The 25,881-nt window shown below is 72.9% G+C and carries 23 protein-coding genes; 8 read left to right on the top strand and 15 right to left on the bottom strand.

Translation table 11 applies throughout. The features are described 5' to 3' along the window. Positions 1–335 precede the first annotated feature (335 nt). Positions 336–1,289 (top strand): YafY family protein, encoded by a 954-nt coding sequence (locus ABZ911_RS23290; protein WP_358059352.1) that lies wholly within the window; start codon positions 336–338, stop codon positions 1,287–1,289. Here ABZ911_RS23290 and ABZ911_RS23285 read toward each other — a convergent pair. The 10 genes from ABZ911_RS23285 to ABZ911_RS23240 form a co-directional block, all read right to left on the bottom strand. After that, on the bottom strand, positions 1,279–1,512 hold the full coding sequence (locus ABZ911_RS23285; protein ID WP_358059349.1) for a hypothetical protein: 234 nt from the start codon (positions 1,510–1,512) through the stop codon (positions 1,279–1,281). The two genes, ABZ911_RS23290 and ABZ911_RS23285, sit on opposite strands and share 11 nt — an antisense overlap. 175 nt (positions 1,513–1,687) lie before the next feature. Continuing rightward, a complete protein-coding gene (locus ABZ911_RS23280) occupies positions 1,688–2,011 on the bottom strand; it encodes a putative quinol monooxygenase (protein WP_358059346.1) in 324 nt (107 codons plus the stop codon). Positions 2,012–2,126: 115 nt separating this feature from the next. Next, the gene (locus ABZ911_RS23275; RefSeq protein ID WP_358059343.1) at positions 2,127–3,263 is read right to left on the bottom strand and encodes an esterase-like activity of phytase family protein; all 1,137 of its coding nucleotides are present in this window, start codon (positions 3,261–3,263) and stop codon (positions 2,127–2,129) included. A 280-nt stretch (positions 3,264–3,543) separates the two neighbouring features. After that, positions 3,544–4,659: a DUF5685 family protein gene (locus tag ABZ911_RS23270; protein ID WP_358059340.1), complete on the bottom strand. Its 1,116-nt coding sequence runs from the start codon at positions 4,657–4,659 to the stop codon at positions 3,544–3,546. Positions 4,660–4,765: 106 nt separating this feature from the next. Next, on the bottom strand, positions 4,766–6,190 hold the full coding sequence (locus tag ABZ911_RS23265; RefSeq protein ID WP_358059337.1) for a sulfatase-like hydrolase/transferase: 1,425 nt from the start codon (positions 6,188–6,190) through the stop codon (positions 4,766–4,768). Beyond that, positions 6,177–7,175: a Gfo/Idh/MocA family oxidoreductase gene (locus ABZ911_RS23260; RefSeq protein ID WP_358059334.1), complete on the bottom strand. Its 999-nt coding sequence runs from the start codon at positions 7,173–7,175 to the stop codon at positions 6,177–6,179. The genes ABZ911_RS23265 and ABZ911_RS23260 overlap by 14 nt, the downstream gene beginning before the upstream one ends. After that, a complete protein-coding gene (locus ABZ911_RS23255) occupies positions 7,168–8,277 on the bottom strand; it encodes a substrate-binding domain-containing protein (protein WP_358059331.1) in 1,110 nt (369 codons plus the stop codon). Before ABZ911_RS23255 ends, ABZ911_RS23260 begins: the two co-directional genes overlap by 8 nt. Next, positions 8,274–9,119: a carbohydrate ABC transporter permease gene (locus tag ABZ911_RS23250; protein ID WP_358059329.1), complete on the bottom strand. Its 846-nt coding sequence runs from the start codon at positions 9,117–9,119 to the stop codon at positions 8,274–8,276. The genes ABZ911_RS23255 and ABZ911_RS23250 overlap by 4 nt, the downstream gene beginning before the upstream one ends. 13 nt (positions 9,120–9,132) lie before the next feature. Continuing rightward, a complete protein-coding gene (locus tag ABZ911_RS23245) occupies positions 9,133–10,086 on the bottom strand; it encodes a sugar ABC transporter permease (protein WP_358059326.1) in 954 nt (317 codons plus the stop codon). Beyond that, complete coding sequence (locus ABZ911_RS23240; protein WP_358059323.1) at positions 10,086–11,381, bottom strand: ABC transporter substrate-binding protein; 1,296 nt, start codon at positions 11,379–11,381, stop codon at positions 10,086–10,088. Before ABZ911_RS23240 ends, ABZ911_RS23245 begins: the two co-directional genes overlap by 1 nt. Positions 11,382–11,580: 199 nt before the next feature. Here ABZ911_RS23240 and ABZ911_RS23235 point away from each other — a divergent pair, with 199 nt between their 5' ends. The 3 genes from ABZ911_RS23235 to ABZ911_RS23225 all read left to right on the top strand — a co-directional run bounded on the left by ABZ911_RS23235 (position 11,581) and on the right by ABZ911_RS23225 (position 15,475). Beyond that, the gene (locus ABZ911_RS23235; RefSeq protein WP_358059320.1) at positions 11,581–14,643 is read left to right on the top strand and encodes a chondroitinase family polysaccharide lyase; all 3,063 of its coding nucleotides are present in this window, start codon (positions 11,581–11,583) and stop codon (positions 14,641–14,643) included. 40 nt (positions 14,644–14,683) lie between these two features. Next, positions 14,684–15,055, top strand: coding sequence for a hypothetical protein (locus ABZ911_RS23230; RefSeq protein ID WP_358059317.1), 372 nt, complete (start codon positions 14,684–14,686; stop codon positions 15,053–15,055). A 108-nt stretch (positions 15,056–15,163) separates the two neighbouring features. After that, positions 15,164–15,475, top strand: coding sequence for a TraR/DksA family transcriptional regulator (locus ABZ911_RS23225; RefSeq protein WP_358059314.1), 312 nt, complete (start codon positions 15,164–15,166; stop codon positions 15,473–15,475). Between the two features lie 43 nt (positions 15,476–15,518). On the opposite strand, the gene ABZ911_RS23220 is transcribed toward ABZ911_RS23225, so the two are convergent. Next, positions 15,519–15,791: a hypothetical protein gene (locus ABZ911_RS23220; protein WP_358059311.1), complete on the bottom strand. Its 273-nt coding sequence runs from the start codon at positions 15,789–15,791 to the stop codon at positions 15,519–15,521. 137 nt (positions 15,792–15,928) lie between these two features. Here ABZ911_RS23220 and ABZ911_RS23215 point away from each other — a divergent pair, with 137 nt between their 5' ends. Continuing rightward, complete coding sequence (locus ABZ911_RS23215) at positions 15,929–16,501, top strand: YetF domain-containing protein (RefSeq protein WP_358059308.1); 573 nt, start codon at positions 15,929–15,931, stop codon at positions 16,499–16,501. Between the two features lie 97 nt (positions 16,502–16,598). Continuing rightward, positions 16,599–17,564, top strand: a complete 966-nt coding sequence (locus ABZ911_RS23210; RefSeq protein ID WP_358059305.1) for a substrate-binding domain-containing protein — start codon at positions 16,599–16,601, stop codon at positions 17,562–17,564. Here the strand turns inward: ABZ911_RS23210 and ABZ911_RS23205 are convergent. Further along, the gene (locus tag ABZ911_RS23205) at positions 17,561–18,616 is read right to left on the bottom strand and encodes a hypothetical protein (protein ID WP_358059302.1); all 1,056 of its coding nucleotides are present in this window, start codon (positions 18,614–18,616) and stop codon (positions 17,561–17,563) included. The genes ABZ911_RS23210 and ABZ911_RS23205 overlap by 4 nt on opposite strands. A gap of 65 nt (positions 18,617–18,681) precedes the next feature. Here ABZ911_RS23205 and ABZ911_RS23200 point away from each other — a divergent pair, with 65 nt between their 5' ends. Then, a complete protein-coding gene (locus tag ABZ911_RS23200; protein WP_358059299.1) occupies positions 18,682–21,201 on the top strand; it encodes a LuxR C-terminal-related transcriptional regulator in 2,520 nt (839 codons plus the stop codon). Here the strand turns inward: ABZ911_RS23200 and ABZ911_RS23195 are convergent. Both ABZ911_RS23195 and ABZ911_RS23190 read right to left on the bottom strand, forming a co-directional pair. Beyond that, positions 21,198–21,911, bottom strand: a complete 714-nt coding sequence (locus ABZ911_RS23195; RefSeq protein WP_358059296.1) for a TioE family transcriptional regulator — start codon at positions 21,909–21,911, stop codon at positions 21,198–21,200. The two genes, ABZ911_RS23200 and ABZ911_RS23195, sit on opposite strands and share 4 nt — an antisense overlap. A gap of 73 nt (positions 21,912–21,984) precedes the next feature. Next, on the bottom strand, positions 21,985–24,642 hold the full coding sequence (locus ABZ911_RS23190; RefSeq protein WP_358059293.1) for an AAA family ATPase: 2,658 nt from the start codon (positions 24,640–24,642) through the stop codon (positions 21,985–21,987). Between the two features lie 257 nt (positions 24,643–24,899). Between ABZ911_RS23190 and ABZ911_RS23185 the strand changes: the two genes are divergently transcribed. Continuing rightward, a complete protein-coding gene (locus ABZ911_RS23185; RefSeq protein ID WP_358059290.1) occupies positions 24,900–25,217 on the top strand; it encodes a hypothetical protein in 318 nt (105 codons plus the stop codon). Here ABZ911_RS23185 and ABZ911_RS23180 read toward each other — a convergent pair. Further along, positions 25,156–25,863, bottom strand: a complete 708-nt coding sequence (locus ABZ911_RS23180) for a hypothetical protein (protein WP_358059355.1) — start codon at positions 25,861–25,863, stop codon at positions 25,156–25,158. The genes ABZ911_RS23185 and ABZ911_RS23180 overlap by 62 nt on opposite strands. Between the last annotated feature and the right edge of the window lie 18 nt (positions 25,864–25,881).

Raw genomic sequence — 25,881 nt, 5'->3', positions numbered from 1 at the left:
GTCACCGACAGAATCAGGAGAACACAGTGACCCGAAGCGCCGCGCTTCCTCCCCGACCTGAAGGATGGGGCATCCACGCTGCAGGTGCTCGGTGAGCGTACGACTACATCTGGATGCGGACAAGGGAGACAGGTGACGGAATTTTCTCCCCCGAGGTCTCGTTATATGAGGCACAAGCGCGGCGAAAGCACCGCTCACGGGGGATTGTGAGTGGGCAACCCGCGGACATATTCGCAGGTGAAAGTGCCCGTCTCCGTGAAGGAGGCCGGGCGCTTTCGTGTTCGGGGGGCAGGCGTCGGGCGGGCGCGGCGTGGGTCGGTGGTTGGATACCAGGCATGCTGGATACCTCGGTGCGGCTGCTGCGGCTGCTGTCGCTGCTGCAGGCGCGCCCCGACTGGTCCGGCGGCGACCTGGCGGAACGGCTCGGCGTGACCACCAGAACCGTCCGCAACGACATCGAACGCCTGCGCATCCTCGGCTACGAGGTCCACTCCACCACGGGTACGGCGGGCGGCTACCGGCTCGGCGCCGGCGGCGCCCTGCCTCCGCTGCTCCTCGACGACGAGGAGGCGATCGCGGTGGCGGTGAGCCTGCACGCCGCCGCCCTCGGCACCGTGACCGGCATCGAGGAGACCTCGCTGCGCGCGCTCACCAAGCTGCAGCAGATGCTGCCCGCCCGCCTGCGTCACCGCGTCGGCGCGATGCGCGAGGCCACCCTGTCGGTCGCCGGGCGCGGCCCCACCGTGGACGCCGAGACCCTGACCAGGATCGCCGCCACCATCCGCGACCGCGAACGGCTCCGCTTCGAGTACCAGGGCCACGACGGCACGACCGGCGAGCGGGTCGCCGAACCGCACCGCCTCATCTTCACCGGCCGCCGCTGGTACCTGCTGGCCTGGGACTGCGACCGCGACGACTGGCGCACCTTCCGCGCCGACCGCATCCGCCCCCGCACCCCGAACGGCCCGCGCTTCACCCCGCGCGAGCCGCCAGGCGGCGACGCGGTCGTGCACGTGCTGCGCGGCGTCGGCTCGACGGCCTGGAGACACCCGGCCAGGGTACGGCTGCACGCCCCCGCCGAGACGATCGCCGAACGGATCCCCCCGACGGCGGGCCTGCTGGTGAGCGTCGACGAGGAGAATTGCGTCCTGGAGACCGGCGGCGACTCCCTGCACAACCTGGCCGGTTTCCTGGGCACCCTCGACGTCGGCTTCACCGTCCTCGACCCTCCTGAGCTCCGCGACCTCCTGGCCACCCTCGCCGACCGCTACAAAGCCGCTAGCCGTTGATCGTCCTGTCCTTTCTGAGGGCTTCGGTACGGGTCTTGAGGGTGGTGCGCAGGGTGGCCGCCTCGGCGGTGGCCTTGGCGGTGTCGGCGCGCTCGTTGGAGTTGCAGGAGGCGAGCGCGCCGTCCAGCAGGTCCAGGGCGGCGCCGCCAGCCAGGAGCCTCCGGTACAGGACGCGGTACTGCTCCTCGTACAGCTTCTTGAAGGCGGCGGTCTTTAGGCCCAACCCGCACGTCACATTTCATCGGACTACGACAAGCGATCGGTATACAACGCACTGTATTTGCCAACGGAGTCCTTCAGGCCGGGGGGGAAGCGGACTCTCCCGCGTAGCGGGGAAGCAACAGCCGATTCCCCGTCGAGGCGAACCGGTGTCTTCGGCGTTCGCGCCGGAGAGCGCGTCAATCAACGGCCATTTCCCCCAGCAGGGACCAGTCGTTCTGGGGGACGTTCACATTGATGATCCTGGGGGTTTCGGCGAGGTGCGGGGGAAGGGTCCGCCGGGCCTCGCGGAAGTGGTCGGACTGGACGTGGGCGCCGCCGGCCTCGTCGTCGCGGAAGGCCTCGACCAGGACGTACTCGGTCGGGTCGTCGAGGCTGCGCGACCAGTCGAACCACAGGCAGCCGGGCTCCGCGCGGGTCGCCCGGGTGAACTCGGCGGTGATCTCGGGCCACTGGTCGGCGTGCTCGGGCCGGACGCGGAACCGGGCGGTGATGAAGATCATGCGGCTGCTCCTGTGTGACGGTGCGGACGCCCCGGCCGCGTGAAGGCCGGCCGGGGTCGTCAAGAAGGTTAACCGCCGCGCGCCGCCCCGCCCGTGCAGGCGCGCGCCCGGTGCGTCAGCAGCCCCGGGCGGCGAAGGCCAGGAACTGCGTGACCTCCCTGGTGTCGAAGTTGTCGTCGGAGCCGATCACCAGCGTGCACTCGCCGGACCGCAGGCGCGGCCCCCAGGCGAGGCTCTCCAGGTTCTGCGTCGGCGGCCGGCTGTACCTGCCCAGGTCGGCCACCAGCCGCTTGGTCACGGGCTGGTACGGCCGCCCGTCGGCCAGGCTGCTCCTGGGCAGCACGTTCGACGCGCCGCGCAGGTCGATCTCGTACAGCTTGACCCGGTAGTTGACGCCCTCGATCCAGGAGCGCTCCAGCGCCAGGTAGCGGTTGTCGTCGATGGCCAGGATCTCCGAGACGCCGCTGTCGGACGCGCCGCCGGGCGGGATCGGCGCGGCGGGCAGCGGGTCGATCGGGTAGGCGTACTGCGCGCGGATCCGGCCGTCGCGTCCCCACACGGTGATCCGGGCGGGCGCGCCGCGGCGTACGGTCGCCGGCTCGCCGTCCTCGTAGCGGGGGCCCTCGACGATGGCGGCGATGGTGGTCGGGGCGAAGGTCAGCCCCTCGAAGCCGGAGTTGCGCCGGGGTCCGCTGTCGGTGGCGGTCATCCGCAGGTTGCGGGGCAGCGGCAGGTCGCCGCGGTAGTACCCGTCCTTGCTGGCCCAGCGGGCGAACATGTCGGTGACGGGGATATTGGGCTGGGCGGCGTCGGGGCGGTCGCCCTCGTGGCCCCAGAGCAGGCGGCCGGTCCACCGGTCGAAGCGGATCGTCTCAGGGTCGGCCGATTCGGGCTGGCCGTACGCCGGGTAGGGGGTTCCGTTCGGGCGGCGGAGGGTGTGCACGCCGGTCAGGCTGACTCCGGTGAACGCTCCGGTGACCGGATTGATGTCCAGGTTGCCGGTGTAGAAGCGGGCCGGGTTGTAGCGCCAGCGGTCGTCGGAGATGAAGTACCAGGTACCGGTGGCCGGATCGCGGTCGATTCCAGACAGGCCGCCGACGACGGTGCCGTCGTACTGGAGTTTGTGCGGCACCTGCTGCTCGCCGAGGAAGCGGGTGATGCGCAGATCCCGCAGCGGATCGGCCGCCGCGGGCTGCGCGCTGACGGCGCCGGATCCGGCTGCGGTCGCCAATGCGACCACAATTCCCGCCATTCTTCGCGACATAGACAAACCATTCTCCTCACCGAAAAGGGAGCCCCTGGGGGACTGGAGGAAATATGAGATCGCGAGTGGCGAAGAATGTCACGGAGGTGCCCAAGAAAAGCGAGCCACTAATAATTCAGGACAAACCCCGATGGTCGAGTGTCACATCGGGGCGGCCGCCTCACCCGGAGACACCGAGAGAGGTGTCGTCATCAGAGCGAGGCTGGAGACCGGCGGCGCCGAAGGCGCGCACCGGTCTCGGAATGGCGCGTCGGCCGTATCCGGCCGGCTAGCAGTCGCAACTGCAGTTGCAGCACTCGCAGCAGCCGGAGCAGCCGTCGCAGCACTGCCCGCAGGCGTCGCAGCCGCTGCCGTCGCAGCGCTCGCCGCACGACTTGTAGCGGTCCTCGTCCCACGGCGGCCGGTACAGCCCGCACGTGCAGCAGGCCGCCGACATGCACAGCAGCGACAGCAGTCCGCCGGGGTCGGGCTTCACCCGCGGATCCCGCGGCGGCGCCTCAGGACTGTCCGGCCGGGCCTCACCGGAAGCGCGGTTCGCCTGGGCGAAGGTGCGGTCGACGGCGTGGGCGGTCTCCTTGACCAGCAGGGCGTGGACCAGGTGGCGGCGCTCCAGGTCCAGTTCGGCCACGGCCAGGCGCAGCCCGTGCAGCGCGTCGTCGCAGTGCCGCCGCGCGTCGGCCAGGCCGGTGCCGGAGGCGGCCAGCGGGTTGTAGGCTCCGGCCGCCCGGTCGGCGGCCAGGTCCTCGACGGCGTCGAGCAGGTGGGCGAGGCGGCCGAAGTAGCGGCCGATCTCCTCCAGTGCCTCCCGGTTGTGCGGCTTGCCGGCCAGCACGGCGGTGTGCCCGAAGGCGGCGGCGACGGCGGCCTCGGTGGGTGCGGTGAGGTCCAGCAGGGCCGGATCGGGCAGGCGTTCCAGCCGGGTCTGCTCCTCGACCGCGACGAGCAGCGGGGCGGGGTCGAAGCCGAGGGCGGCGGCCGTACCCGATCCGGCCGCCGACCAGCGGGTGGCCACGCGGCCCGCGCCGGCCGCCACCAGCCGGCGGGCGTAGACGCCGTCGCCGTCCTCGACATGGTCCTTGACCTTGCCTGCGGCGAGGATCAGCGAGACGGCCGCCGCCAGCCGTACCCCTTCGGCCGCCTCGACGACGTCGGCGCCCTTGAAGCCGCGCAGCGCGCAGGCGGCGGCGCGGCGATGCGGGGAGGAGGCCGGGGCCTGCGCCTCGGTGAGCACGGACACCAGCAGCCCGTCGTAGTTGGTCACCAGCCGGGCGGCATGCCCGTGCTCATCCCTGAGCGCCAGGCAGAGCCCGCACAGGTGCGCCATCCACTCCTTGAACAGCCCGCCGCACATTCCGTGCCGACACGGACGGACGATGCCGAACATATGCCCCCTTCTCCTATGACAAGGGGGCCAGCCTGGCAGCACTGACTTGCCACGCACTTGCAGGGGTCCCGGCCCCGCACCGGGGCGCGTTCGAGCACCTGCTGGGCTACGCGCTCCCATAGCGCGGGACCACCGGGAACGGCGGCGGCTCGAAGGCCGTTCCCGGCCCGCCGGGGGCGGTCTGCCCCGCCCCCGTCACGGGGAGCGCCCGCCCGTCGGCCGCCGGGTCGGCGTAGGCGGCGAACCAGGCGTCCATCCGCGCCGCCAGCTCCTCCTGTACGGCGTGCGTCCCGGCCAGGTTGCGCTCCTCGCCCGGGTCCGCGGCCAGGTCGTAGAGCTCGTGGGGACCGTACGGGTAGCGGTGCACGTACTTCCACCGGGTGGTCCTGATCATGCGGACCGGGCCGTACTCGTCGAAGACGACCACCGACGCGTCCGGGTCCCCGGGGGAACCCGCGAGCACCCCGGCGAACGAGCGGCCGGGCAGGTCGGGATCGTCGCCGCCGAGGCCGAGGTGGTCAAGCAGCGTGGGCCGTACGTCGTAGGCCGACAGCAGCGACTCGCACACCCGCCCTCCGGGCACCCGCCCCGGCTGGCTGACGATCGCCGGCACCTTGACCGAACTGTCGTACATGTTCTGTGGAAACGTCCCGTTGCCCTTCCCCCAGATCCCGTGATGCCCGCAGTTGAAGCCGTTGTCGCTGGTGAAGACCACCAGCGTGGAGGAGGTGAGGCCGAGCGAGGACAGCGTGGCCAGCACCCGCCCGATCCCGGCGTCCATCGCCGACACCGCCGCGAAGTAGCCGGTCAGCGCCGCCCGCGTGTCCGGCTCACCGCCGACGGGAGCCCCGGCGGAGTCGTACTTCTGCCAGGGGTGCGGCTCCCCCTGCGGGCACGACTCGAACGCGCACCCGTCGTAGAGGGCCTCGAACTCGGCGGGATGCTGCCCCTGCCACGGCTTGTGCGGCGCGGTGTAGTGCAGCGACAGGTAGAACGGCGCGTCCTGTTCCGCCTCCGCGCGCAGGAACGCGCACGCCTCGTCGGTGAACACGTCGGTCAGGTAGCCGGGCTCGTCCCGCCGGACGCCCTGGTCGTAGAGCACCGCGTCGCGGTACGGCCCGCCCCCGCTCTCATGCGCCAGCCACTGCACGAACCCCGGCCTGGGCCGGTCGTTGGCCCCCAGATGCCACTTGCCGACGAGCCCGAGACGGTACCCGGCCTCGTGCAGGTCGTCGGTGAACAGCCGCCGCCCGGCCAGGAAGTCCACCCCGTCCGGGCCCGCGTGCCCCCGGCTGATCCAGTCGTGCACGCCGTGCCGCGACGGGATCTCCCCGCTGAACAGCGAGGCGCGGGCGGGCGAGCAGACGGGGGACGAGCAGAAGAAGTTCGGCAACCGCACCCCCTCGGCGGCCAGCGCGTCGAGGTGGGGTGTGCTGATCTCGGGGTTGCCCGCGCAGCCGAGCGCCCACGGCCCCTGGTCGTCGCTGAGGATGAACAGGACATTGGGCCGGAGCGGGTCACGGCTGGCCAACGGGCACCTCCGTGGCGACCGGGCGGCCCTCGGCGGCCGAGGCGTAGGCGGCCAGCACGACCTGCACGACGTGCCGCCCGTGCGCGCCGGTCACGGCGGGCTCGACACCCTGTTGTACGGCGTGCGCGAAGTCGGTGAGCTGGGCGGCGAAGGCGGCGGCGATGTCGCCGGGGGCGGTCCGGTGCAGCCAGGTGGTGGCGCCGTCGCGGTGCAGGGTGGCGCCGGCCGAGGCGGAGACGACCAGGGTGCCGCGCTCGCCGACGACGGTGAGTTCGTCGTGCGCGGGGGGTGGGCCGGTGCTGGTCACCGCGATCTGGGCGGTGAGGCCGCCGGTGAGCGAGAGCCGTACCAGGGCGTCGGTCTCGATGGGTGAGCCGTGCACGGTGGCCTCGACTCGTTCGGCGCGGCGGCCGGTCAGCCAGAGGAGCCGGTCCACGCAGTGCGCGCCGATGTTGATCAGAACGCCGCCGCCGGAGACGGCCGGGTCGAGGAACCAGGCGGGGCGCGAGCCGGGGCGGTAGTCGGAGCCGCGCCGGTCGGAGAGCAGCAGCGGTTCGCCGATCTCGCCGTCGGCGAGGGCGGCCATGGCTGCGGCCTTGGCGGGCAGGAAGCGCTGGATGTGGCCGACGGCCAGGCGTACCCCGGCGCGGGCGCAGGCGTCGATCATCAGGTCGGTGTCGGCGAGCGTGGTGGCCATCGGCTTCTCGACGAGCACGTGCAGGCCCGCCGCCGCCGCGTCGCGGACGATCGCGGTGTGCAGCGCGTGCGGGGTGTTGACGAGGACCGCGTCCACCTCGCCGGAGGCGATCAGGTCGTGGTGGGCGGCGTGCACGCGGGCGCCGTGCGGGGCGGCCAGGCGGCGGGCCGCGTCCAGGTTCGGGTCGCAGACGGCGCTCACCCGGACGCCGGGCACGGCGGTCGCGGCCTCGGCGTGCAGGACGCCGACGGCGCCCGCGCCGACCAGTCCGAGACGGAGTTCAGTCAATGGTGGTCTCCCCCGAGGAGGCGCCGCAGGAGCGGCGCACGACGATGCCGGGGCGAAGCCGTACCTGGTGGTGGGGCAGGCCGGGTTCGCGGAGGCGGCGTAGCAGGAGCTCGGCCGCTTGGCGGCCGAGGTGGCGCTTGGGCGGGGAGACCGCGGTGAGCGGGATCTCCGCCAGGTCGGCGATCTCGTCGTCGTAGGCGACGATCGCCAGGTCGCCGGGCACGTCGAGGCCGAGCCGCCGGGCGGCCGAGGCCACGAAGGTGGCCTCGCGGTCGCCGAAGCAGACGACCGCGGTGACGCCGTCGGCGGTGACCCGCCGCACGTGCTCGTCGGCGACGCGGGGGTTCCACTCGCTCTGCGGCGCGGCGAACGGCTCGGCGGCGCCCAGCCCGAGCGCGGCGACCGCGGCGGTGAATCCCCTGGTGACGGGGGCGGCGGTCGGGTTGCCCGACCGGGTGAGCAGGGCCAGGCGGGTGTGGCCGAGGGCGGCGAGGTGGCGTACGGCCAGGTGGCCGCCGGCCTCGTGGTCGGTGCGGACGTGCTCGCTGGGGTCGTCGCCGCCGTCGAGGCCGCGTTCCATCAGCACGACCGGCACGGGCAGCGCGGTGAGCCTGCCGACCACGGCCGCCGGATCGCCCCGGCCGATGAGGGTGGGCACGACCAGCAGGCCGTCGACGCCGGAGTCGAGCATGCGGCGCAGCGCCGCCTCCTCCTCGGTCGGCTCGTAGCGGGAGCAGGCCAGCAGCAGCCTGGCGCCCGCGCCGGTGAGCGTCTCCTCGATGCCTTCGAGGACGCGCGGGTAGTACAGCGTGGTGTCGGGGACGATGACGCCGACCAGCGCCGCCTCGCCTCTGACGGCGGAGGCGTGCTCGACCACGAAGGTGCCCGCGCCCTGCCGCCTGATCACCAGGCCCTCGCCGACGAGCTCGTCGACCGCCCGCCTGACGGTGGTGAGGCTGACCTCGTGGGTGCGGGCGAGCTCCTGCTCGGTGGGCAGTTTCGCGCCGGTGGTCCAGACGCCGGAGCGGATCTCCGCGCGCAGCTCGGCGGCCAGCCGCTGGAACTTGAGCTCACGAGCCACGTGCACGACGTCCGTCCTCATTTCACCGATCCCAGGGTCATGCCCTCGATGATCCTTCTGCCCAGCCAGACGTAGCAGGCGAGAACGGGCAGCACAACCGTGCAGACTCCGGCGAACAGGCCGCCCCAGTCGGCTCCGTTGTACTGCATGCGTTGCAGGAAGCCGAGCAGGGCGAGCGAGAGGGTGGCGTTCTCCTCGCTCTGCAGGAAGATCAACCCGAACAGGGTCTCACCCCAGTGCTGGATGATGTTGAGGATCATCGCGGTGATGATGCCGCTGCGCGCGAGCGGCAGCATGATCTGCCAGAAGGTGCGGTTGGGCGTGGCCCCGTCGAGAGCCGCCGCCTCCTCCAGTTCCTTGGGCAGCGAGCCGAAGAAGCCGGTGAGGAAGAAGACGGTGAACGGCATCGAGGTGGCGACGTAGAGGATCCAGAGGCCGGTGAGGCTGTCCACCAGGTAGAGCTGGTTCATCATGACGTACAGCGGCAGCACGATGACCTGGGACGGGATGCCGAGGCCGAGGGCGAAGAAGGCGGTGATGCCGCTGTTCCAGCGGGTCAGGATGCGACTCAGGGCGTAGGCGGCGGGGGCGGCCAGCGCGATGGTGGCCACGGCGGTGCCGACGGTCAGCAGCAGCGTGTTGACGGTGGCGCCGCCGAAGTCGCTGGCCGTCCAGGCGCGCGAGTAGTTGTCCCAGTGGGGGTCGGTGGGCAGCGCCCAGGGGGCGGCGAAGATGTCGCGGGTGGACTTGAGCGAGGTCAGCAGCATCCAGACCGCGACGGCCACGCTGAACAGGGCGAACAGCCAGGCGAAGGGCGAGCCGAGCAGCTTGGCGGGGCCGGGGAGCCGGCGGAGTGCGTTCATCGGGGGCCTGCTTTCAGAACTGGACCGTGTCGCGGCGGAACAGCCGGCGCAGGACCACGACCAGCACGCCGACCAGGGCGAGCATGACCATGCCGGTGGCGGCGGCGGAGCCGTACTTGGGTACGCCGCTGGAGAAGGCCTCGGCGTAGGCGTACAGCGCGGTGTTCCAGACCTTGGTCGGGGGGAGCTGCCCGGCGGCTCCGGCGAACGCGTAGATGAACTCGAAGATCTTGATCGCGCTGATGCTCCAGAGCACCGCGCAGACTCCGACGACGTCCCACATCAGCGGGAAGGTCACGTGCCTGAAGCGCTGCCAGGCGTTGGCGCCCTCCAGGTCGCAGGCCTCGTACAGGTCCTTGGGGATGCGGTCGACGGCGGCCATCAGGATCGTGGTGAAGAAGCCGGTCTGCACCCAGACCAGGCCGATCATGATGACGGTGAAGAGGTTCTCGGTGCCCAGCCAGTTGGGCGGCTGGTCCACGCCGAAGGCTCGCAGCGCCTGGTTGACGACGCCTTCGGCCTGGAACAGGAAGCCCCACAGGATGGACAGCACGACGCCGGAGACGATGTTGGGGAAGAAGATGATCGCCCGGACCGCCTTACGGCCCGCCATCTCGCGCAGAATGATCGTCAGCAGGAAGCTGAGCGCGAAGGTGGCGCCGCCGACCACGAACAGGATGGTCAGCGTGTTCAGGAAGGAGTCGTGGAAGATCGGGTCGAGCAGCAGCCGCCGGTAGTTGTCGATCCCGGCGAACTCCATCGGGCCCGCGCCCGCCCAGGTGTTCAGGCTGATCCAGGCGGTGGCGAGGGTGGGCAGGATGTAGAAGACGACGTACAGGACGAGCGCGGGCGCGACGAACGGCCAGAACAGGCGGCGCCGCCGCCGGGCGAGCGGACTGGTCCGCTCGGCGGGGGCGGCGGGCGCGGGACCGGTGGCCTTGGGCTGCCTGACTGCGGTGGCGGTCATCAGGCGTTGAGCTTCCAGAAGTCGACGGAGGTGCTCTTGAGCTTGGCGACGAACTCGGCGGCGGAGAGCTTCCCGGTGATCAGGTCGGTGTTCGCCGGCTGGAAGACCTTGGTGTACCAGTCGGCGTGGTCCATCTTCACCCCGTCGAGCGCGGCGTGCGTCTCGGCGGTGTCCAGCGTCTTCTTGACGTCGGCGAGGACGGCGGGCACGTCGATGTCGGCGCGCGGGGTGATGTTGTTCGCCTCCGAGGCGATCTTGGACAGGCGGTCCTTGTTCATGAAGTGGGCGATGAAGCGTTCCGCCGCGTCGGCGTTTCGGGCCTGGGCCGGGATGGCGAAGCCGATCAGCGAGATCTCCTGGGTCTGCTGCCCGGTGGCGCCCTTGGGGAAGGGGAAGGAGCGGTACTCGAAGCCCTCCTTGGCCGACGGCTTGGTCTCGCTCGGCGCGAACGTGCCCAGCAGCAGGAAGTCGGCGTCGCCACCGGCCCACTTCTGCTGGATGGCGGGGAACTTGCTGCCGTCGTAGCCCTTGACGAAGTAGCCGCCCTTGACAATCTGCTCGATCTTCTGGATCGCGGTCACGAACGCGGGGTCGTCGAACTTCGCGCCCGTCTTGTCGGTGGCGGCGGCGCCGAACGCGCCGGGCCCGAGATCGCGCAGCACCGCGTGGTAGGTCCAGAAGGCGGAGTAGTCGGCGATGTCGGCGTCCAGCGCCAGCGGCCCTCCGCCGCGCGCGGCCTTGCGCTTGTCCAGCAGGGCGACGAAATCCGCCCAGCTCTGCGGCGGCGCGGCGGCCACGTCCTTGAGGGCGTTGCCGTCGTACCAGATCTGCTCGGCCAGCACCTCGTACGGCACCAGCCACGCCTTCCCGTCCTGGGTGGCGTAGTCCCGGTACTTCTGGTCGATGACGTCCCCGACCTTCTTGCCCGTCTCCCCGGGGATCTCCCGCGCGTACACGCCGGTCAGGTCGCGGCCCTGCCCGGTGGCGACGAAGGTGGACTTGACGAACCGGTCGGCGGAGTCGACCAGGTCGGCGGGCACGTTCTTGGTGTTGAGGGTCGGGGCGAGCTGCTTGGCGACGTCGCGGCCCTTCCATTCGACCTTGACCTTGACTCCCGTTTCCTTGGTGAACGAGGCGATCGCCGACTCCAGCACCTTGGCCTGGGGTTCGCCGGCCTTCCACATGGACCAGTAGACGAGCTCGTTGGCGGCCTCCTTGGACGAGCCGCCGCAGGCCGCGAGGCCGAGGGCGAGCGCGCCCACCGCGGTCACGATTTTCAGCAAGGATGCGTTCATCGAACACTCCAGGAGGGTGGGGGAGGGGTTTCGGTCATCCTGCTCGCCAGTTCATTACGGAGTCAACACCATGAATTAGGGATGAATCCGTGGAACTGGGCCGATCCTGCCCTCTGGCCGTGGAACTGCTCGGGATTACTTCTTTATTCATCCCTTAGTCGTCCCGTTGGATACGGCCAACCGAGCCGAGGGAGGCCGCATGCCGGAGATCACTCGTAGGACCGCGCTCATGGCGGGGGCGGCGGGAGTCGCGGGAGCCGTACTGCTGCCGTCCGGGCGGGCGGGAGCCGTGGTCGACGGCGACCTGGAGCAGCGGGCGATGGCCATGCAGCCACCCGTGTTCCTGCTGGAGTCCGCCGTGCCGCCGCACTTCACCGCGGGGCGCGGCTCGACGCTGGCGATCAGCGAACAGGTGGCGGTGTGCGGCACCCGATCCCTGCGCTGGGAGTACGGCCGGCGCTCGACGATCACCGTGAAGGCGCCGCTGCGCTGGGCCCCCGACCCCTACCGGCCGGGAGACGACCAGGCCTGGCAGGGGCTGGTGGACGCGTTCGCGGTGTGGATCCACAACGAGACGCCCGTCGACGACGTGGTGCGCTTCGAGTTCGGGCGCGGCGAGCGGACCGACGCCTGGTTCGAGTTCAGGCTCGGCTTCACCGGCTGGCGGACGGCGTGGGTGCGCTACGCCTACGACATGCACGGCCGCCCGCACCGGGACATGGACACGCTGCGCATCGTGGCCCCCAAGCGGGCGGGCGTCCTGCACCTCGACCAGTTGATGCTCAACGTGCCGCTGCGGCCGGACGCGCCGTGCGGCGACGCGCAGGTGCCGGACATCGCCAAGGAAGGCCCGGACTACGACAACCAGCACTGGCAGGCGCTCTACCTGTTCGACAAGCTGCTGGCCGAGGCGCAACCGGACTCGGCCCCGCCCACGGCGGAGGAGACCGCCTCGCTGCGGGCGCTGCACACCCGCTACCACGACGGCTACCTGATCGCGCCGGTCAAGGTGGACGTGGCAGCGCTCACCGCGCAGACCGAGGCGCTGATGGGCCGCCCGGTGCACTCCTACCAGTCGCAGATCTACCCGGTGGAGATCGCCGCCGAGCTCAAGGCGTTCGTCAACCCGGTCACCCTGCGCGTCTGCACCGACCTGATGAAGAGCGTCGCCCAGGCCCACCAGGCCAGCCCCGCCGACCGGCCCGCGCTGGCCGCGCTGTACCTGAGGATCGTCGGCCACCTGCGCGAGCAGGGCTGGACCAGGGGAAGCTGCCAGGGCACCATCCACCACCTGGGCTACGACGCGCGCGGCTACTACGACTCGGTGTACCTGATGCGCGAGGCGCTGCGCGAGGCCGGGATGCTGGCGGAGATCCGCGCCGACCTGGACTGGCTGACCGGGCTGGGCCGGATCTTCCGCGGCTGGCAGCACCGGATGGCGCACGGCAGCACGATGGACATCCACAACACCACCGCGCGCGGCATGCTGGCCGCCGTGCTGCTGCGCGACACCGAGGCCGAACAGGTCACCTACCTGCGGGTGCTGCGCGACTGGCTGAGCGAGTCGTTGCTGCCGACGACCGGCATCCAGGACGGGCTCAAGGTCGACGGGACGGCCTTCCACCATGTCGGCTTCTTCCCCGACTACGTCCGCGACGGGTTCGGCGGGCTGGCCCCGATCGTGCACGTGATGAGCGGCGGCGCCTTCGCGCTGTCCGCCGAGGCGTCCGGCTGGCTGAAGAAGGCGCTGCTCACCATGCGCGTCTACGCCAACAAGAACCACTGGCCGATCTCGATCAGCGGGCGCAACCCGATCGGCACCACCGGGCTGTCCGTCGTGCCGTACCAGTGGCTGGCCGTCGACGCCGCCGGGGAGCCCGACCCGGAGCTGGCGGCGGCGTTCCTGCGGCTGCTGCCCGCCTCCCCCAGCGGCGCGCAGAAGGCGCTGGCCGCCCGGCTGGCCGCGCGCGGCATCACCGCGGAGGCATCGCCGACCGGCAACTGGACGCTCAACTACGCCGCGCTGAACGTGCACCGGCGGGGCGACTGGCAGGTCAGCGTGCGCGGGCACAACCGCTACCTGTGGAGCACCGAGATCTACGTCGGCGCGAACTGGTACGGCCGCTACAACACCTACGGCCAGATCCAGGTGCTGCACCGCGGCGAGCCGGTGACCAACCAGGACAGCGGCTACTCGCACAACGGCTACGACTGGAACCGGCGGCCGGGCACCACCACCATCCACAAGCCGCTCGACCAACTTCGCGGGGACCTCACCGGGGCGATCGAGGAGATGCTGCTCACCGACTCGCGTTTCGCCGGTTCGTGCAGCATCGACGACAAGCACGGCCTGTTCGCCATGGACCTGCGCGAGCATCCCAAGTACGAGGGCTCGCACCGGGCCCGCAAGTCGGTGTTCCTGTTCGACGAGCGGGTGGTCGCGCTCGGCACCGGCATCTCCAACGACGACGCGGTCAACGAGACCGAGACCACGCTGTTCCAGACCCGGCACGTGGGCGACGTGCTGGCCGACGGGACCGCGCTGCCGTACCCGCATCCGGCCGCCGAGACGGGGGCGCGGTGGCTGCTGGACGACAAGGGGATCGGCTACTACCTGCCGCCCGGCCAGCGGGTCGGGGTGTCGCGCGGGCCTCAGTCCTCCCGGCACAACGCCACCGAGGTGGCCACCTCCGGCGACTTCTCCACCGCGTGGATCAAGCATGGGACCGCGCCCCGGCAGGGGGCCTACCAGTACGCCATGGTCGTCGGGGCGACCGCCGAGGGGATGGCCGCGTTCGCCGCCGGGATGGCGGAGGCGGAGCGGGCGCCGTACACGGTGGAGCGGGCTGACACCCGCGCGCACGTCGTCACCGACCGGCAGACCGGGATCACCGGCTACGCCGTCTTCGAGCCGGCCGACCTGGACGGGGTGATCCGCCGCGTCGATTCCCCGGCGCTGCTGCTCACCCGCCGCGACGGCGAGGCGCTGGTGGTCGCGGTGAGCGACCCCGACCTGCGGCTCTACTCCGGGATCGACCACGACCAGTACGAGCGCGGGCGCTACGTCGGCCACTACAGTCCGTGGTCGCGGCGGTGGCTGACCAGCGCGAGCCACCCCCACCTGCTGCGCGTCACCGTGGCGGGCCGGTGGCGCGCGGACGGGGAGCAGCCCTGCACCGCCCGCGCGCACGGCGATCGCACGATCGTCACCTTCGAGACCGTCGACGGACGCCCCCTGCAGGTACGCCTCACGCCCGCGTGATTATGTGCCCTTTCATCGGGGCTGGGTTATGGTCTGCCGTATGGCGACCACGCGGCGGAGCACGCACGGGTCCGCCACCCTTCTCGGGGTGGCGGGCCTGCTGCTGTTCGCCCTGATGCTGGTCGCCTCCACCCCCGCCTGGTACGGCAGCGACCCCGGTCACCGCTCCTCCGACGCGACCATCGACGTCTGGGCGCCGGGTGCCTGGGTCTCCCAGTCCTCGACGCCGCCGCTGCCCCCGGGCGGTCCTGAACACTTCCCGCAGCCCTGGCCGCCGCGTCACCCGCTGGCCGCCGCTCCGGCGAACCCGCCCGCGCTCCTGGCGTCCGCCTGGCCCGACCGTGACGCGATCCGCAGCCCGCAGCAGTCCGGGCATCGCACGTCCGGTTCGCGCAGCCCGCCGACGGCGTAGCCGACTTCCCTTCACAGGCCGGCGAGCCTGTTGCCCTCTTCGCCGTCGAAACACCACCGCACCCGCCGCGGTACTGCCGCGCGTGCGGTTCCGAAAGGACTCACCACCATGACGCTCAGCGACGTACAACTCCAGAACATCCACCAGGAGCTCCAGGCTCAGCTGGTGTGGCGCACCTCCCAGCTCGACGAGCTCAAGGCCCAGGTGGAGTACGAGGGCGCCGACCGGCAGACGGCCCTGGCCGACCTAGCCGCCACCGACCGGGTCATCGCGGAGATCGGGCAGAGCCTGGAGCGGCTGGCCGACGGCACCTACGGGGTGTGCCTCGACTGCGGAGTGCAGGTGCCGTTCGACCGGCTGAAGATCAGGCCGCTGGCCCGGTTCTGCATGACCTGCCAGCTCCGCAACGAGATGCGCTGACGGTTCGGGCGGCGAGGACGAGGGGGGCGAGCGGCGGGCGGGATCACCGGTCGTCCTCGCGCGGTCGCGACTCCCACAACCGCTCGCGCTTCCTGGCCTCCTCGGGATCCCCCTCGTCCGGGTCCGTGCCCTCGATGTCCTGCCCGCGCCCCTCGTGCCAGGCGCCTTCGGGCTCGGGCGCGGGCGCCGCCGCCGCCTCGCCGAGCACCTCGGCGTCGGCCGGGTCGAGGTCCTCGTGCCCGGCCCCCTTCCGCATCGCCTGCTCGGCGCGCTCGCCCGCGTGCTCGACGTCGGGTTCCTCGGGTCGTTCCGTCATGTGAGCCTCCCTGTTCCACCGGATCCACTACCCGCCCTTTCGCTCCCATGTCAGACACCCGTCCCAAAAGAGAGAAAACCCACCGGCGTTCTCCGAAGTCAGCCGGAGGGTATGCCCCGCTTCGGGAGGGGGGCGCGATGTGGGACGACATGCTGATCAGCGGGATCCCCCTCGTGGAGAAGGTGATCAGGACGGTCATCGTCTACCTGAGCGTGGTGTTCCTGCTGCGCCTGATGGGCAGGCGGGACCTGGCCCAGCTCAGCCCGTTCGACATCGTGGTCATGCTGCTGCTGTCCAATGTGGTGCAGAACGCCATCATCGGCCCCGACAACTCGGTGACCGGCGCCGTGGTCGGCTCGGTGACCCTGCTGACCGCCAACTCGCTGCTGGCCCGCGCCGCCTCGTCGTGGGACCGGCTCGGCTCGATCCTGGAGGGCCGCACGACGATCCTGGCCAGGGACGGCGCGTACGAGCCCGGGGCGGTGCGCCGGCTGGCCCTGCGCCGGGCCGACCTGGACGTCGCGATCAAACGCCAGGGCGGCGACCACGTCACCGACGTCTCGGAGATGACCATCGGCCCCGGCGGCCAGGTCGTGGTACGGCTGCTGCCCGCGGAGGAGGACGCCTCCGCCGGGGACATCGCCCAGCTCAACGCCCGCCTCGACCGCATCGAGCAGACCTTGGCCGAGCTGAACCGCCGCCTGGCGTGAACCCCCCGTCTGCGACCGGTCACACCGTGCGCACCGCCAGGTGACAGCGGCCTCACCTCCGTTGACGCGGCCGACGCCGCCTCGGCTTGATAGCGGCATGACGTGGGCGAGGGGGATCGCGGGCACGCTGGCCACGCTGGCGGCGGTGGCCGGGTGCGGGGCGCAGGCGGCTCCGGCGAGCGGGAAGATCAGGATGGTGCTCGTCCAGGGGCTGGCGGGGGACGAGTTCGCCGAGAGCATGGCCTGCGGCGCCCGGAGGAAGGCGGCCGAACTGGGCGCCGAGCTGCGGGTGCGGGGGCCGCGCGAGCGTGATCCGGCGGCGCAGCGCAAGCTCGTCGAGACCGTGGTGGCCGGCGGGCCGGACGCGATTCTCATCGCCCCCGCGCACGCCCAGGCGCTGGCCGCCCCGCTCGCCCAGGCGCGGGAGCGCGGCATCAAGATCATATTGGTGGCCGCGGCGTTGGACGACCAGAGCATCGGGCTGTCGCGGATCGGCACCGACAACGACCGGGGCGGCGTGGCCGCGGCCAAGGCGCTCGCCGCGCAGATCGGCGACAGCGGCAAGGTGCTGGTCGTCTCCACCGCTCCCGGCGCCGCCCCGGCCGATGCCAGGGTGCGGGGATTCGAGCAGGAGATCAGGGCGAACCACGCCCTGATGACCCATCTCGGCGTGCGGTACTCGCACGACGCCGTCGCCGAGGCCACCAAGATCGTGACCGCCGCCCTGGCCAGGGACCCCGACCTGGCGGGGGTCTTCGCCACCACGCTGAACGCCGCCACCGGCGCGGGCGCCGCGCTGCGCACCGCCGGCCGGCTCGGCACCGTGAAGATGGTCGGCTTCGACGCGGGCGCGGCCCAGGTCGAGCAGCTCAAGGACGGCGTCGTGCAGGCGCTGGTCGCCCAGCTTCCCGGCGAGATCGGCGCCAGAGGGGTCGAGCAGGCGGTCGCGGCCGTCCGCGGCGAACCGGTGACCTCGGCGATCCCGACCGACGCCGCCATCGTGACCAAGGCCGACCTGGACACCGCCGCAGGTCGGAAGCTGCTCTACAAGCCCCAGTGCTAGAGGCCGCGCCCCAGATCGGCGATGAACCTGGCCAGCCCCGCCCGCCTGCGGAACAGCTCGTGCAACTCGGGCCCGGGCTCCTCCTCCAGCCGCTCCAGCGGCAACGCCGTCCACGCGCTGCGCAGCACCAGCGAGGCGGCGTACCCGAGGGACACCTGCGCCGGATCCGCCCCCGCGGCCTCGGCGTAGGCGCTCTCGATCGTCTCGTGCACCGCGGGCAGCTCCCCCGGATCGAGCTCCCCGCTCTGCGCCCGCCCCACCAGCAACTGCCCGAGATCGAACCCCACCACCGCCGGGTACGGCCAGCTCCAGTCGATGGCCACGAACCGCGCCGACCCGTCGGCGGGCACCAGCAGGTTCTCCGGACTGGCGTCACCGTGGGCCAGTGTGTGCGGCAGCCCGTCGGCCACGGCCAGCAGCGCGTCGATCCGCCCCGCCAGCCCCAGCAGGTCGGCCCGTAGCAGCGGGTCGGCGTGCCGGGCCAGCAGCGGGTGCCGCCAGGTGTCCGGATCGGCCAGCTTCGGCAGGAACAGGTTCGCCACCGGCCCCGCGCAGAATTTGCGCAGCCCCACGTCCGTCCCCCGCCCGCCGGCCGGGTGCATCGCGGCCAGTTCCCCGAGCAGCCCGGCCGCCGCGGCGTACCTGGCCAGGTCCCAGTCCCCGGCAGCCACCCGCACATCCTCCAGCCACAGCACCAGGCGGTCGTCGCCGAGATCCTCGACCCGGTACACGCGCGGCAGGCGCAGCCCCTCGGGCAGGGCACGGCCCGACAGGTAGACGTCGGCGTCGGCCCGCCACGGGAAGTCGGCCGCCACCGCGTCCCGCAGATGCGCGGGAAGATCGCCGAAGCCCGGCAGGTGCCTGACCGACTGGATCGACTTGACGAAGAACGACCAGCTCGCGCCGCCGGTCGTGGTGCCGGTGACGCGGCGCAGCGAGACCGTGGACAGCATGCCCCGCCCCCGCCGGACCGGCACCTCGCGGTGCTCGGCGATCTCCGCCAGCGGGTCGCCCAGACTCTGCCTGACCAGCTCCGTCAGCGCGGTGCTCATGGACCGACTGTGTCCGGTCGGGAATCGGGTCGCATGAGTACGGTCTACTCAAATACTCTCGGAGCATGGCAGGCGCGTGGCCGTTCGCCGGCCGCACAGCTCAGCTCGCCGAGATCAGGTCGGCGGCCGGTGGCCTCGTCGTGGTGGGACCGCCCGGCGCGGGCAAGAGCCGGCTGGTGGCGCAGGCCGTACGCAGGCTGCCGGGCGTGGCATGGGTGCGGGCGACGGCCGCGGCGGCGGAGCTGCCGCTCGGCGCGTTCGGCCCGCTGCTCCCCTCGGCCCCGCCCAAGGGCAACCCGCTCGGGTGGGCCGCCGCCTCCGTCAAGGCCCCCGTGCTGGTCGTCGACGACGCGCACCTGCTCGATCCCGCCTCGGCCGCGCTGGTCCACCACCTGGTCACGCTGCACCGGGCCCGGGTGATCGCGACCGTGCGCAGCGAGACGCCGTCCCCGGACGCGGTGCGGGCATTGTGGAAGGACGACCTGCTCCCCCGCCTCGACCTCGGCCCGCTGTCAGTCGAGGAGACCGCGGCGCTGCTCGGCGCCGCGCTCGGCGGCCGGGTCGAGGAGGCCGCGGTCACCAGGCTCTGGCAGGTGAGCCGGGGCAACGCCCTCTACCTGCGCGAGCTGGTGCTGTCCGGGGCGCTGACCGACGCGGGCGGGGTGTGGCGCGGGCCGCTGTCGATGACGCCGTCGCTGCGCGAGACGATCGCCGGACGGATCGGCGAGCTCACCGGCGACGAGCGCGGCGCGCTGGAGTACCTCGCGTTCGGCGAGCCGCTCGGCGCCGACCTGCTGGCCGGGCTGACCTCGCCGGCCACGGTCGAGCGGCTGGAGGACCGCCAGCTGGTGACCGTACAGCGCGACGGCAAGCGGCTGCAGGTACGGCTGGCCCACCCGCTGTACGGCGAGGTGATCAGGGCCGGGTGCGGCGTGCTGCGCGCGCGCGTGATGGTGCGGCGGCTGGCCGAGCACGTCGAGCGGACCGGGCTGCGGCGGCGCGAGGACGTCCTGCGGGTGGCGGTGTGGCGGCTCGACGGCGGCTCCCCCGGCGACCCTGGCCCGCTGCTGGCCGCCTGCAACCGGGCCAGGTCGGTGCGCGACCTGGAACTGGCCGAGCGGCTCGGCCGGGCGGCCGTGGCCGCGGGCGGCGGGTACCCGGCCAGGATCGCGCTCGGCGGTGTGCTCTTCTACGCCGACCGCAACGAGGAGTCGGAGGCGGTCTTGGCCGCCGCCACCGGCCTGGAGCCCGACGAGGTCGCCGTGGCCGAGTGCGGCATCGTGCGGGCGTTCAACCTGTTCTGGGGGTGCGGCCGGGTCGAGGAGGCCAGAGCCGTGCTGGCGGCCACGCGCGAGCGGCTGACCGGCCCGCGCGAGCTCGAAGGGCTGATGCGGGCGCGGGCCTCGATCGAGCTGTTCGCCGGGGACCTGGCCACCGCCAGGTCGCTGAGCTCGCGCCCATCCACCCACGCCGATCTCTGGCAGGGGCGGGCCGGCGACGCCACCGAGGCGGGCGTGCTGGCGGCCGAGGGCCGGGCGGGCGAGTGCCTGCGGGTCGTCGACCGTACGCTGGCCGAGATCGCCAGGATGCCCGACCCGCTGCCCAGCCTCAGCGCCGCGCTGCTGGACGCGGGCGTGCTGGCCGCGCTGCAGCTCGGCGACCTGGACCGGGCGCGACGCCTCGCCGACGACGGCCACCGGCTCGGCGGCGAGCTGGGCTCCTGGTCCAGGGCCCTGCTGCAGTTCGGCACCCGCAGGTCGAACGTGCTGGTGCTGCGCGGCCGGGTCCGCGAGGCCCTCGGCTGCCTCCAGGACGCCGCCACCCACCTGCCGGCCAGGTCTCCGCTGGCCGGGCTGCTGCTGGGCGAGCTGGCCCAGGTGCACGCGCTGCTCGGCGACGTGACGGCGGCCGAGGAGGCGCTGGCCCTGGCCGGGTCGGCGGAGGTGGCGGTCGGGCCGTACGTCACGCTGCCGGTGCTGGTCGGCCGGGTGTGGACGCTGGCCGCGCGCGGCGACCTCGCGGGAGCCGTCGCGACCGCGCTCGCGGTCGCCGACGGCGGCCTGCCCTGGCACGTTCCGTTCGCCCTGCACGACCTGGTACGGCTGGGCCGCCCGGACCTGGCCGCCGCCCGCCTGGCCGCGTTACCCGCCGAGGGCGCGCTGATCCCGCTGTTCGCCCGGCACGCCGCCGCCCGCACCGGCCACGACCTCGACGCCGTCTCGCACGGCTTCGAGGAGCTCGGCATGCTGCTGCTCGCGGCCGAGGCGGCGGCCGGCGCGGCCCGCCGGTACCGCGCCGACGGGCTGCAGCGCGGCGCGCGGGCCGCCGGCACCCGGGCCGCCGCGCTGGCCGGGCACTGCCAGGGCGCCCACACGCCCGCGCTGGTCGACCTGGACGTGCCCGGCCTGACGCCCCGGCAGCGCGAGGTCGCCATGCTCGCCGCGCGGGGACTGACCAACAGGGAGATCGCCGAGCGGCTGGTGGTGTCGATCCGCACCGTCGCCAACACGCTGTACGCCGTCTACGACAAGACCGGCGTCAGCGACCGGGCCGCGCTCGCCGAGCTGCTGGAGATCCGCGCCTAGACGGCGCGGCGTTCCTCCAGGTAGGCGTGGAGTTCGGCCGCGCCGGTCAGCATGGCGACGCCGCGCGTGGTGAGCCGGTCGCGCCATTCGGTCAGGGCGGCCTCCAGCGGCGCCACTCCTCCGGCCGCCCGCACCTGTGCGAGGAGCGGGGAGATCTGGTTCAGCAGGTATCCGCCGCGCCTGAGCTGGTGGGCCAGCCGGGCGTCCCGGACGTCGGCGGGCGTGTAGACGCGGTATCCGGTCTTGGGGTCCCGCTGCGGATGGATCAGGCCGGCCCGCTCCCATTTGCGCAGGGTCGCGGGCCGGATCCCCAGTTGCCTGGCGAGTGGCCCGACGAACGTCACCCCGGACGGGGGCGGGGTGGACGGCCCCGACGGCACCAGGTCCCGGAGCGCCTTCGCGACGGCGGAGAGCGTCTGCCGGTCCTGGAGGAGCTGCGCGTGGCTCTCGTCGATCAGCGTGAGGGCGTCCACGACCGCGTCCCGGTTCACCGCCCGCATGATCGCGGTCGCGGTCTGGTGGCCGTGCGCCGGCACCAGCGCGGCGAAGACGCGCAGCGCCAGGGCGTGGAGAGGGGTGTAGACCCGGTAGCCGTGGGGTGTGCGCTCCGATCGCGGGAGGATGCCCGCTTCTTCATAGTTCCGAATCGCCTGCGTGGACAGGCCGTGCCCACGCGCCAGGTCGACCGGCCGCAGCCGCTCACGGCTCACGCTGTCCCCAGTGTTTGAGAGTTCCGCCCAGAGAATGCCCCCAGAAGGAGCGAAAGTTTACCTGCGATGACGCCTAGATCAGGCGCAGCCGCCGGGCGAGGGTGGCCGCCTCGATCCTGGAGGACGCCTCCAGCTTGGCCATGACATGGGTGACGTGCACACCCGAGGTCCTGGCCGAGATGTACAGCCGCTCGGCGATCTGCCGGTTGCTGAGCCCGTCGGCGAGCAACCGCAGCACGTCCAGCTCCCTGGGAGTCAGCCTGGGGTCGGGCACCAGTTCCACCCGCGCGCTGACCGCGAGCCGCTCGGCCTCCCGCAGCAGTAGCGCCGCCCCCAGGTCGGCGGCGATGGCGGCCGCCTCCCGCAGCGTCTCCCCCGAACGCGAGCGGCAGAGCGGCGGGTGCGTCTCGGCGTCCCTGAGCAGCGCCTGGGCCAGCGGGTACGGTTGGCCGACCGCGCGCCAGGCGGCCACGGCGGCGGGCCACGAGCCGCCGCACTCCGCCTCGAAGGTGGCGCGGTGGGCTTGCTGGAGGCGGCCGGTGGTGGCCAGCGTGGTCGCCACGACGCGCAGGCCGTCGAGGGAGGCGTGCCGTACCCGGTGGACGCGGGCGGCCAGGGCCAGCAGCGGCCAGGCGTGGCGGCGGCTGCGCGACAGGTCGTGGGCGGCGAGCGCGTGGTCGGTCAGCCGCGCCGCCCGGTCCAGGTCGCCGCCGGCGAGCGCGATGCGGGCGTCGAGCAGGTCGGGTTCGAGGCAGGCGTCCTCGCCCCTGGACCGGCCGCGCGCCATCAGCGGGCGGGCCGCGTCCAGCGCCTCGGTCGCGGCCTCCAGGTCGCCCTCGCCGACCGCGACGCCGCCGCTCACCAGGAGCAACCAGGCCCGGTTGATGGGCGGCGGTTCGAGCGCGAGCGCGCCGCCGACCACCTCGCGCGCCTCGGGCCAGCGGCCCAGTGAGGCGAGCGGCCCAGCGAGGTGGGCGGCCAGCAGCGTGCCGCGCGAGCGGGCCAGCCCCATCCTGCGAGCCTCGGCGATCCCCCTGCGGGCCACGGTCACGGCCCGCTCGTGCTCGCCCGCGGCCTCCAGCACGTCCGCCTCGCTGGCGGCGGCGGCCAGCAGCACCTCGTCGCACCACGCGTCGCCGGCCACGGCGCAGCGCACCGGGCCACCGGCGTTGCGGGCGGTGTGCGAGGCCTCGATGTACAGGTCGGTGGCGGACTCCAGGTCGCCCGCCCTGGCCTCCAGGGTGGCCAGGGTGACCAGGGCGCGGGCTCGGACGGGCGGGTCGGCGGTCAGCGCCTGGCGGGCGTGGGCGCGGGCGTCGGCGTCCCGGCCGTTCCAGGCGAGGGTGTCCGCCAGCGCGGCCAGGCGCGGCGAGGAGGGCGCCAGCCGTACGGCCTCGCGCAGGTCGTCCAGGCCGTCCTCGCCGAGCTGGTCGCGTACGGCCACCCGCAGTTCCAGCAGGTGCGCCGCGCGCTCGGGGGCGGCGCGGGCGTCGAGGGCGGCCAGTGCCCGGCTGACCAGGTCCTCGGCCCGCCCGGCCGATCCCGTCCGCAGCGCCGTCTCGGCGGCCAGCTCGTAGACGCGGGCCCGATCGGCTCCCGCGCGCGCCGCCGGGCGTTGCACGGCGTCCCACAGCTCCAGGACCCGTTCGTACCGCCTGGCCCGCCACGCCGCGTCGAAGGCGGCGCCGAGTTCCCCGGCCTCCTGCCAGTGGTCGGTGGCCGGCTCGGGCCGGTCGGCCAGCTCCTCCGCGCACCGCCGATGCAGCCGGATCCGCTCCCCGGGCGGCAGCTCGTCGTAGATCGCCTCGCGGATCAGCGTGTGCCTGAAGGCGTAGCCGTCGTCGCGCACCACCAGCAGCCGCGCGGCCACGACCGGCCGCAGCGCGTCGTCGAGGGCCTGGTCGTCGAGCCTGGCCAGGCGGCGCAGCAGGTCGTGATCGGGTCGCGGTCCGGCGACCGCGGCGTACTTCAGCACGTCCCGGCTGGGCGGCGGCAGCCGGGTGGCCTCGGCCAGCAGCAGTTCGCGCAGCGCGGCGGAGGTGCCGCCGCCCGCTCCGGCGAGCGCCTCGACGAACAGCGGGTTGCCTTCGCTGCGCCGTACCACGTGGTCGAGCGTGTCCTTGGCCGGTTCGCGCCCGAGCAGGCCGCCGAGCTGCGCGGCGATCTCGGCGCGGCCGAGCGGGGGCGGCGCGATCACCTGGAGGTTGGGCAGGCGCAGCAGCGGCCAGAGCCCGCGCGCCTCGCGGGCGGTGGCGACGACGAGCACGCCGGGCCGCTGCACGTTGCGCAGCAGGAAGACGAGCAGTTCGCGGCTGCACGGGTCGGACCAGTGCAGGTCCTCCAGCACCATCACGAGCGGCGCGGCCCGCTCGACCAGCACCAGGATCTCCTCGTACAGCCGGGCCCTGCCCAGGTCGGGCACTGCCTCGACCTCGCCCAGCTCGGGCAGCAGCCGGGCCAGTCCACGCCGCCCGCCCGAGGGCAGCACATCCGCGCCCGCCGCCCGCACCAACCGGCGCAGCACCCCCACGAACGGCGCGTACGGCGGCGCCCCCGGATCGGCGGCGCCCTCCACGACGAGCGTGCCGACGAGCCGCCCGGTGAACTCCGCGACCAGGCGCGACTTGCCGATCCCGGCCTCACCCGTGACCAGCACGGCACGGGCCGCCTCGCGCGCGCCCGCGTGGGCGGCGGCCAGGGCGGCCAGCTCGGCCTGCCTCCCGACGAACACCGGCACATCGTAGTGAAGAGGATGCCCGATACGCGGGATTTTCTCCCTTTCACCCAGCCGTTGACGGCCGGCGGACATATGGAGACCCGCATGCTGGGCGTGGCCACGCGGATGTACGCCACACCGACCCGCGCGCGTCATCGTGCTCGGCGAGCCCGCCCTGTTCGAGCTGACCACGCTGGCCGGATACGCCGCGGTGCTCGTCTCGCTCGGGGTCTGGCGGCTGCGCCGCTCGCTCACGTCCTAAGCTGGGCGCCGTGATCCAGGATGTCCGCGAGCCCCTCATCAGGCAGTTGGCCGAGTCCGAGGCGGCCCGCCGCCACTGGCAGGCCGTCGACGGCGACGGCGGCGTGTGGCTGTTCGAGTCGGTCGAGGGCGAGGGCGAGCACTGGGCGATCCGGCAGATCGAGATCGACATCGAGCGCGTCACGTACCGCTACTGGTGGCGGCATCTGGAGGACGGGCACGGCTTCCTCACCGACCAGGCGCTGGAGATCTGGGACCTGACCGAGCTCACCGAGGAGGCGTTCGAGTCCGTCTGGCAGGCCACGGAATGCGCCTGCGGCTCGTCCTGACCGGCGCGTCCTGGACAGCTTCGTCCAGGGCGGGAACGCTGACCGCGATCTCGCCGCCGAGTTTGTAGTCGCCGTCCAGGTCCAGGTCGTCGCCGCTCCAGAACCGGCCGGGGTCGTACCAGTTGGGACGCTTCCCGGCGGGCAGCAGGCCCATCTCCTCGTAGGTGACGGCGACGACCTCGGCGCAGTAGGCGCTCTCCAGCGTCCGCTCCCGGCCTCGGCGGCGAAGCTCCGGCACTCGGCCGCGGAACCAGCGGCCCGCCAGCCGCGCGGTCGAGGGGAAGGGGGTGCCGTCGAGCCGCGCGACCGTGCGCAGCGCGGCGTCCTCCATCTCCCGGGTGACCGCCGGGTCGAGCTGGCGCAGCCAGCCGCGCTGGCCGTACCGGGTACCCCAGACGGTGACCGCCTCGCGCAGGTCGTGGAGCTGGACGCCGCGCTGGTGGGTGCCCGACCACAGGTCGAGCAGGGACCTGCCGAGCTCGGCGTGCCACATCATGGGCGGCAGGTCGTCGATGACGATCGACATGCCCACATGGTTGACCGGGCTGTTGGTCATCGTCTGGATGGCCCGGTCGGGCACCGAGCGCCCGCGGAAGACCCAGAGATCTCCCGTTCTGGTCAGGTTCACGGCCTCGTCGAGAGTCAGCACACCGCTAGCGTAGGC

The sequence above is a fragment of the Nonomuraea sp. NPDC046570 genome (assembly GCF_040645915.1).
Taxonomy (GTDB): Bacteria; Actinomycetota; Actinomycetes; order Streptosporangiales; family Streptosporangiaceae; genus Nonomuraea.
This window is presented reverse-complemented; position numbering and strand designations above follow the sequence as displayed.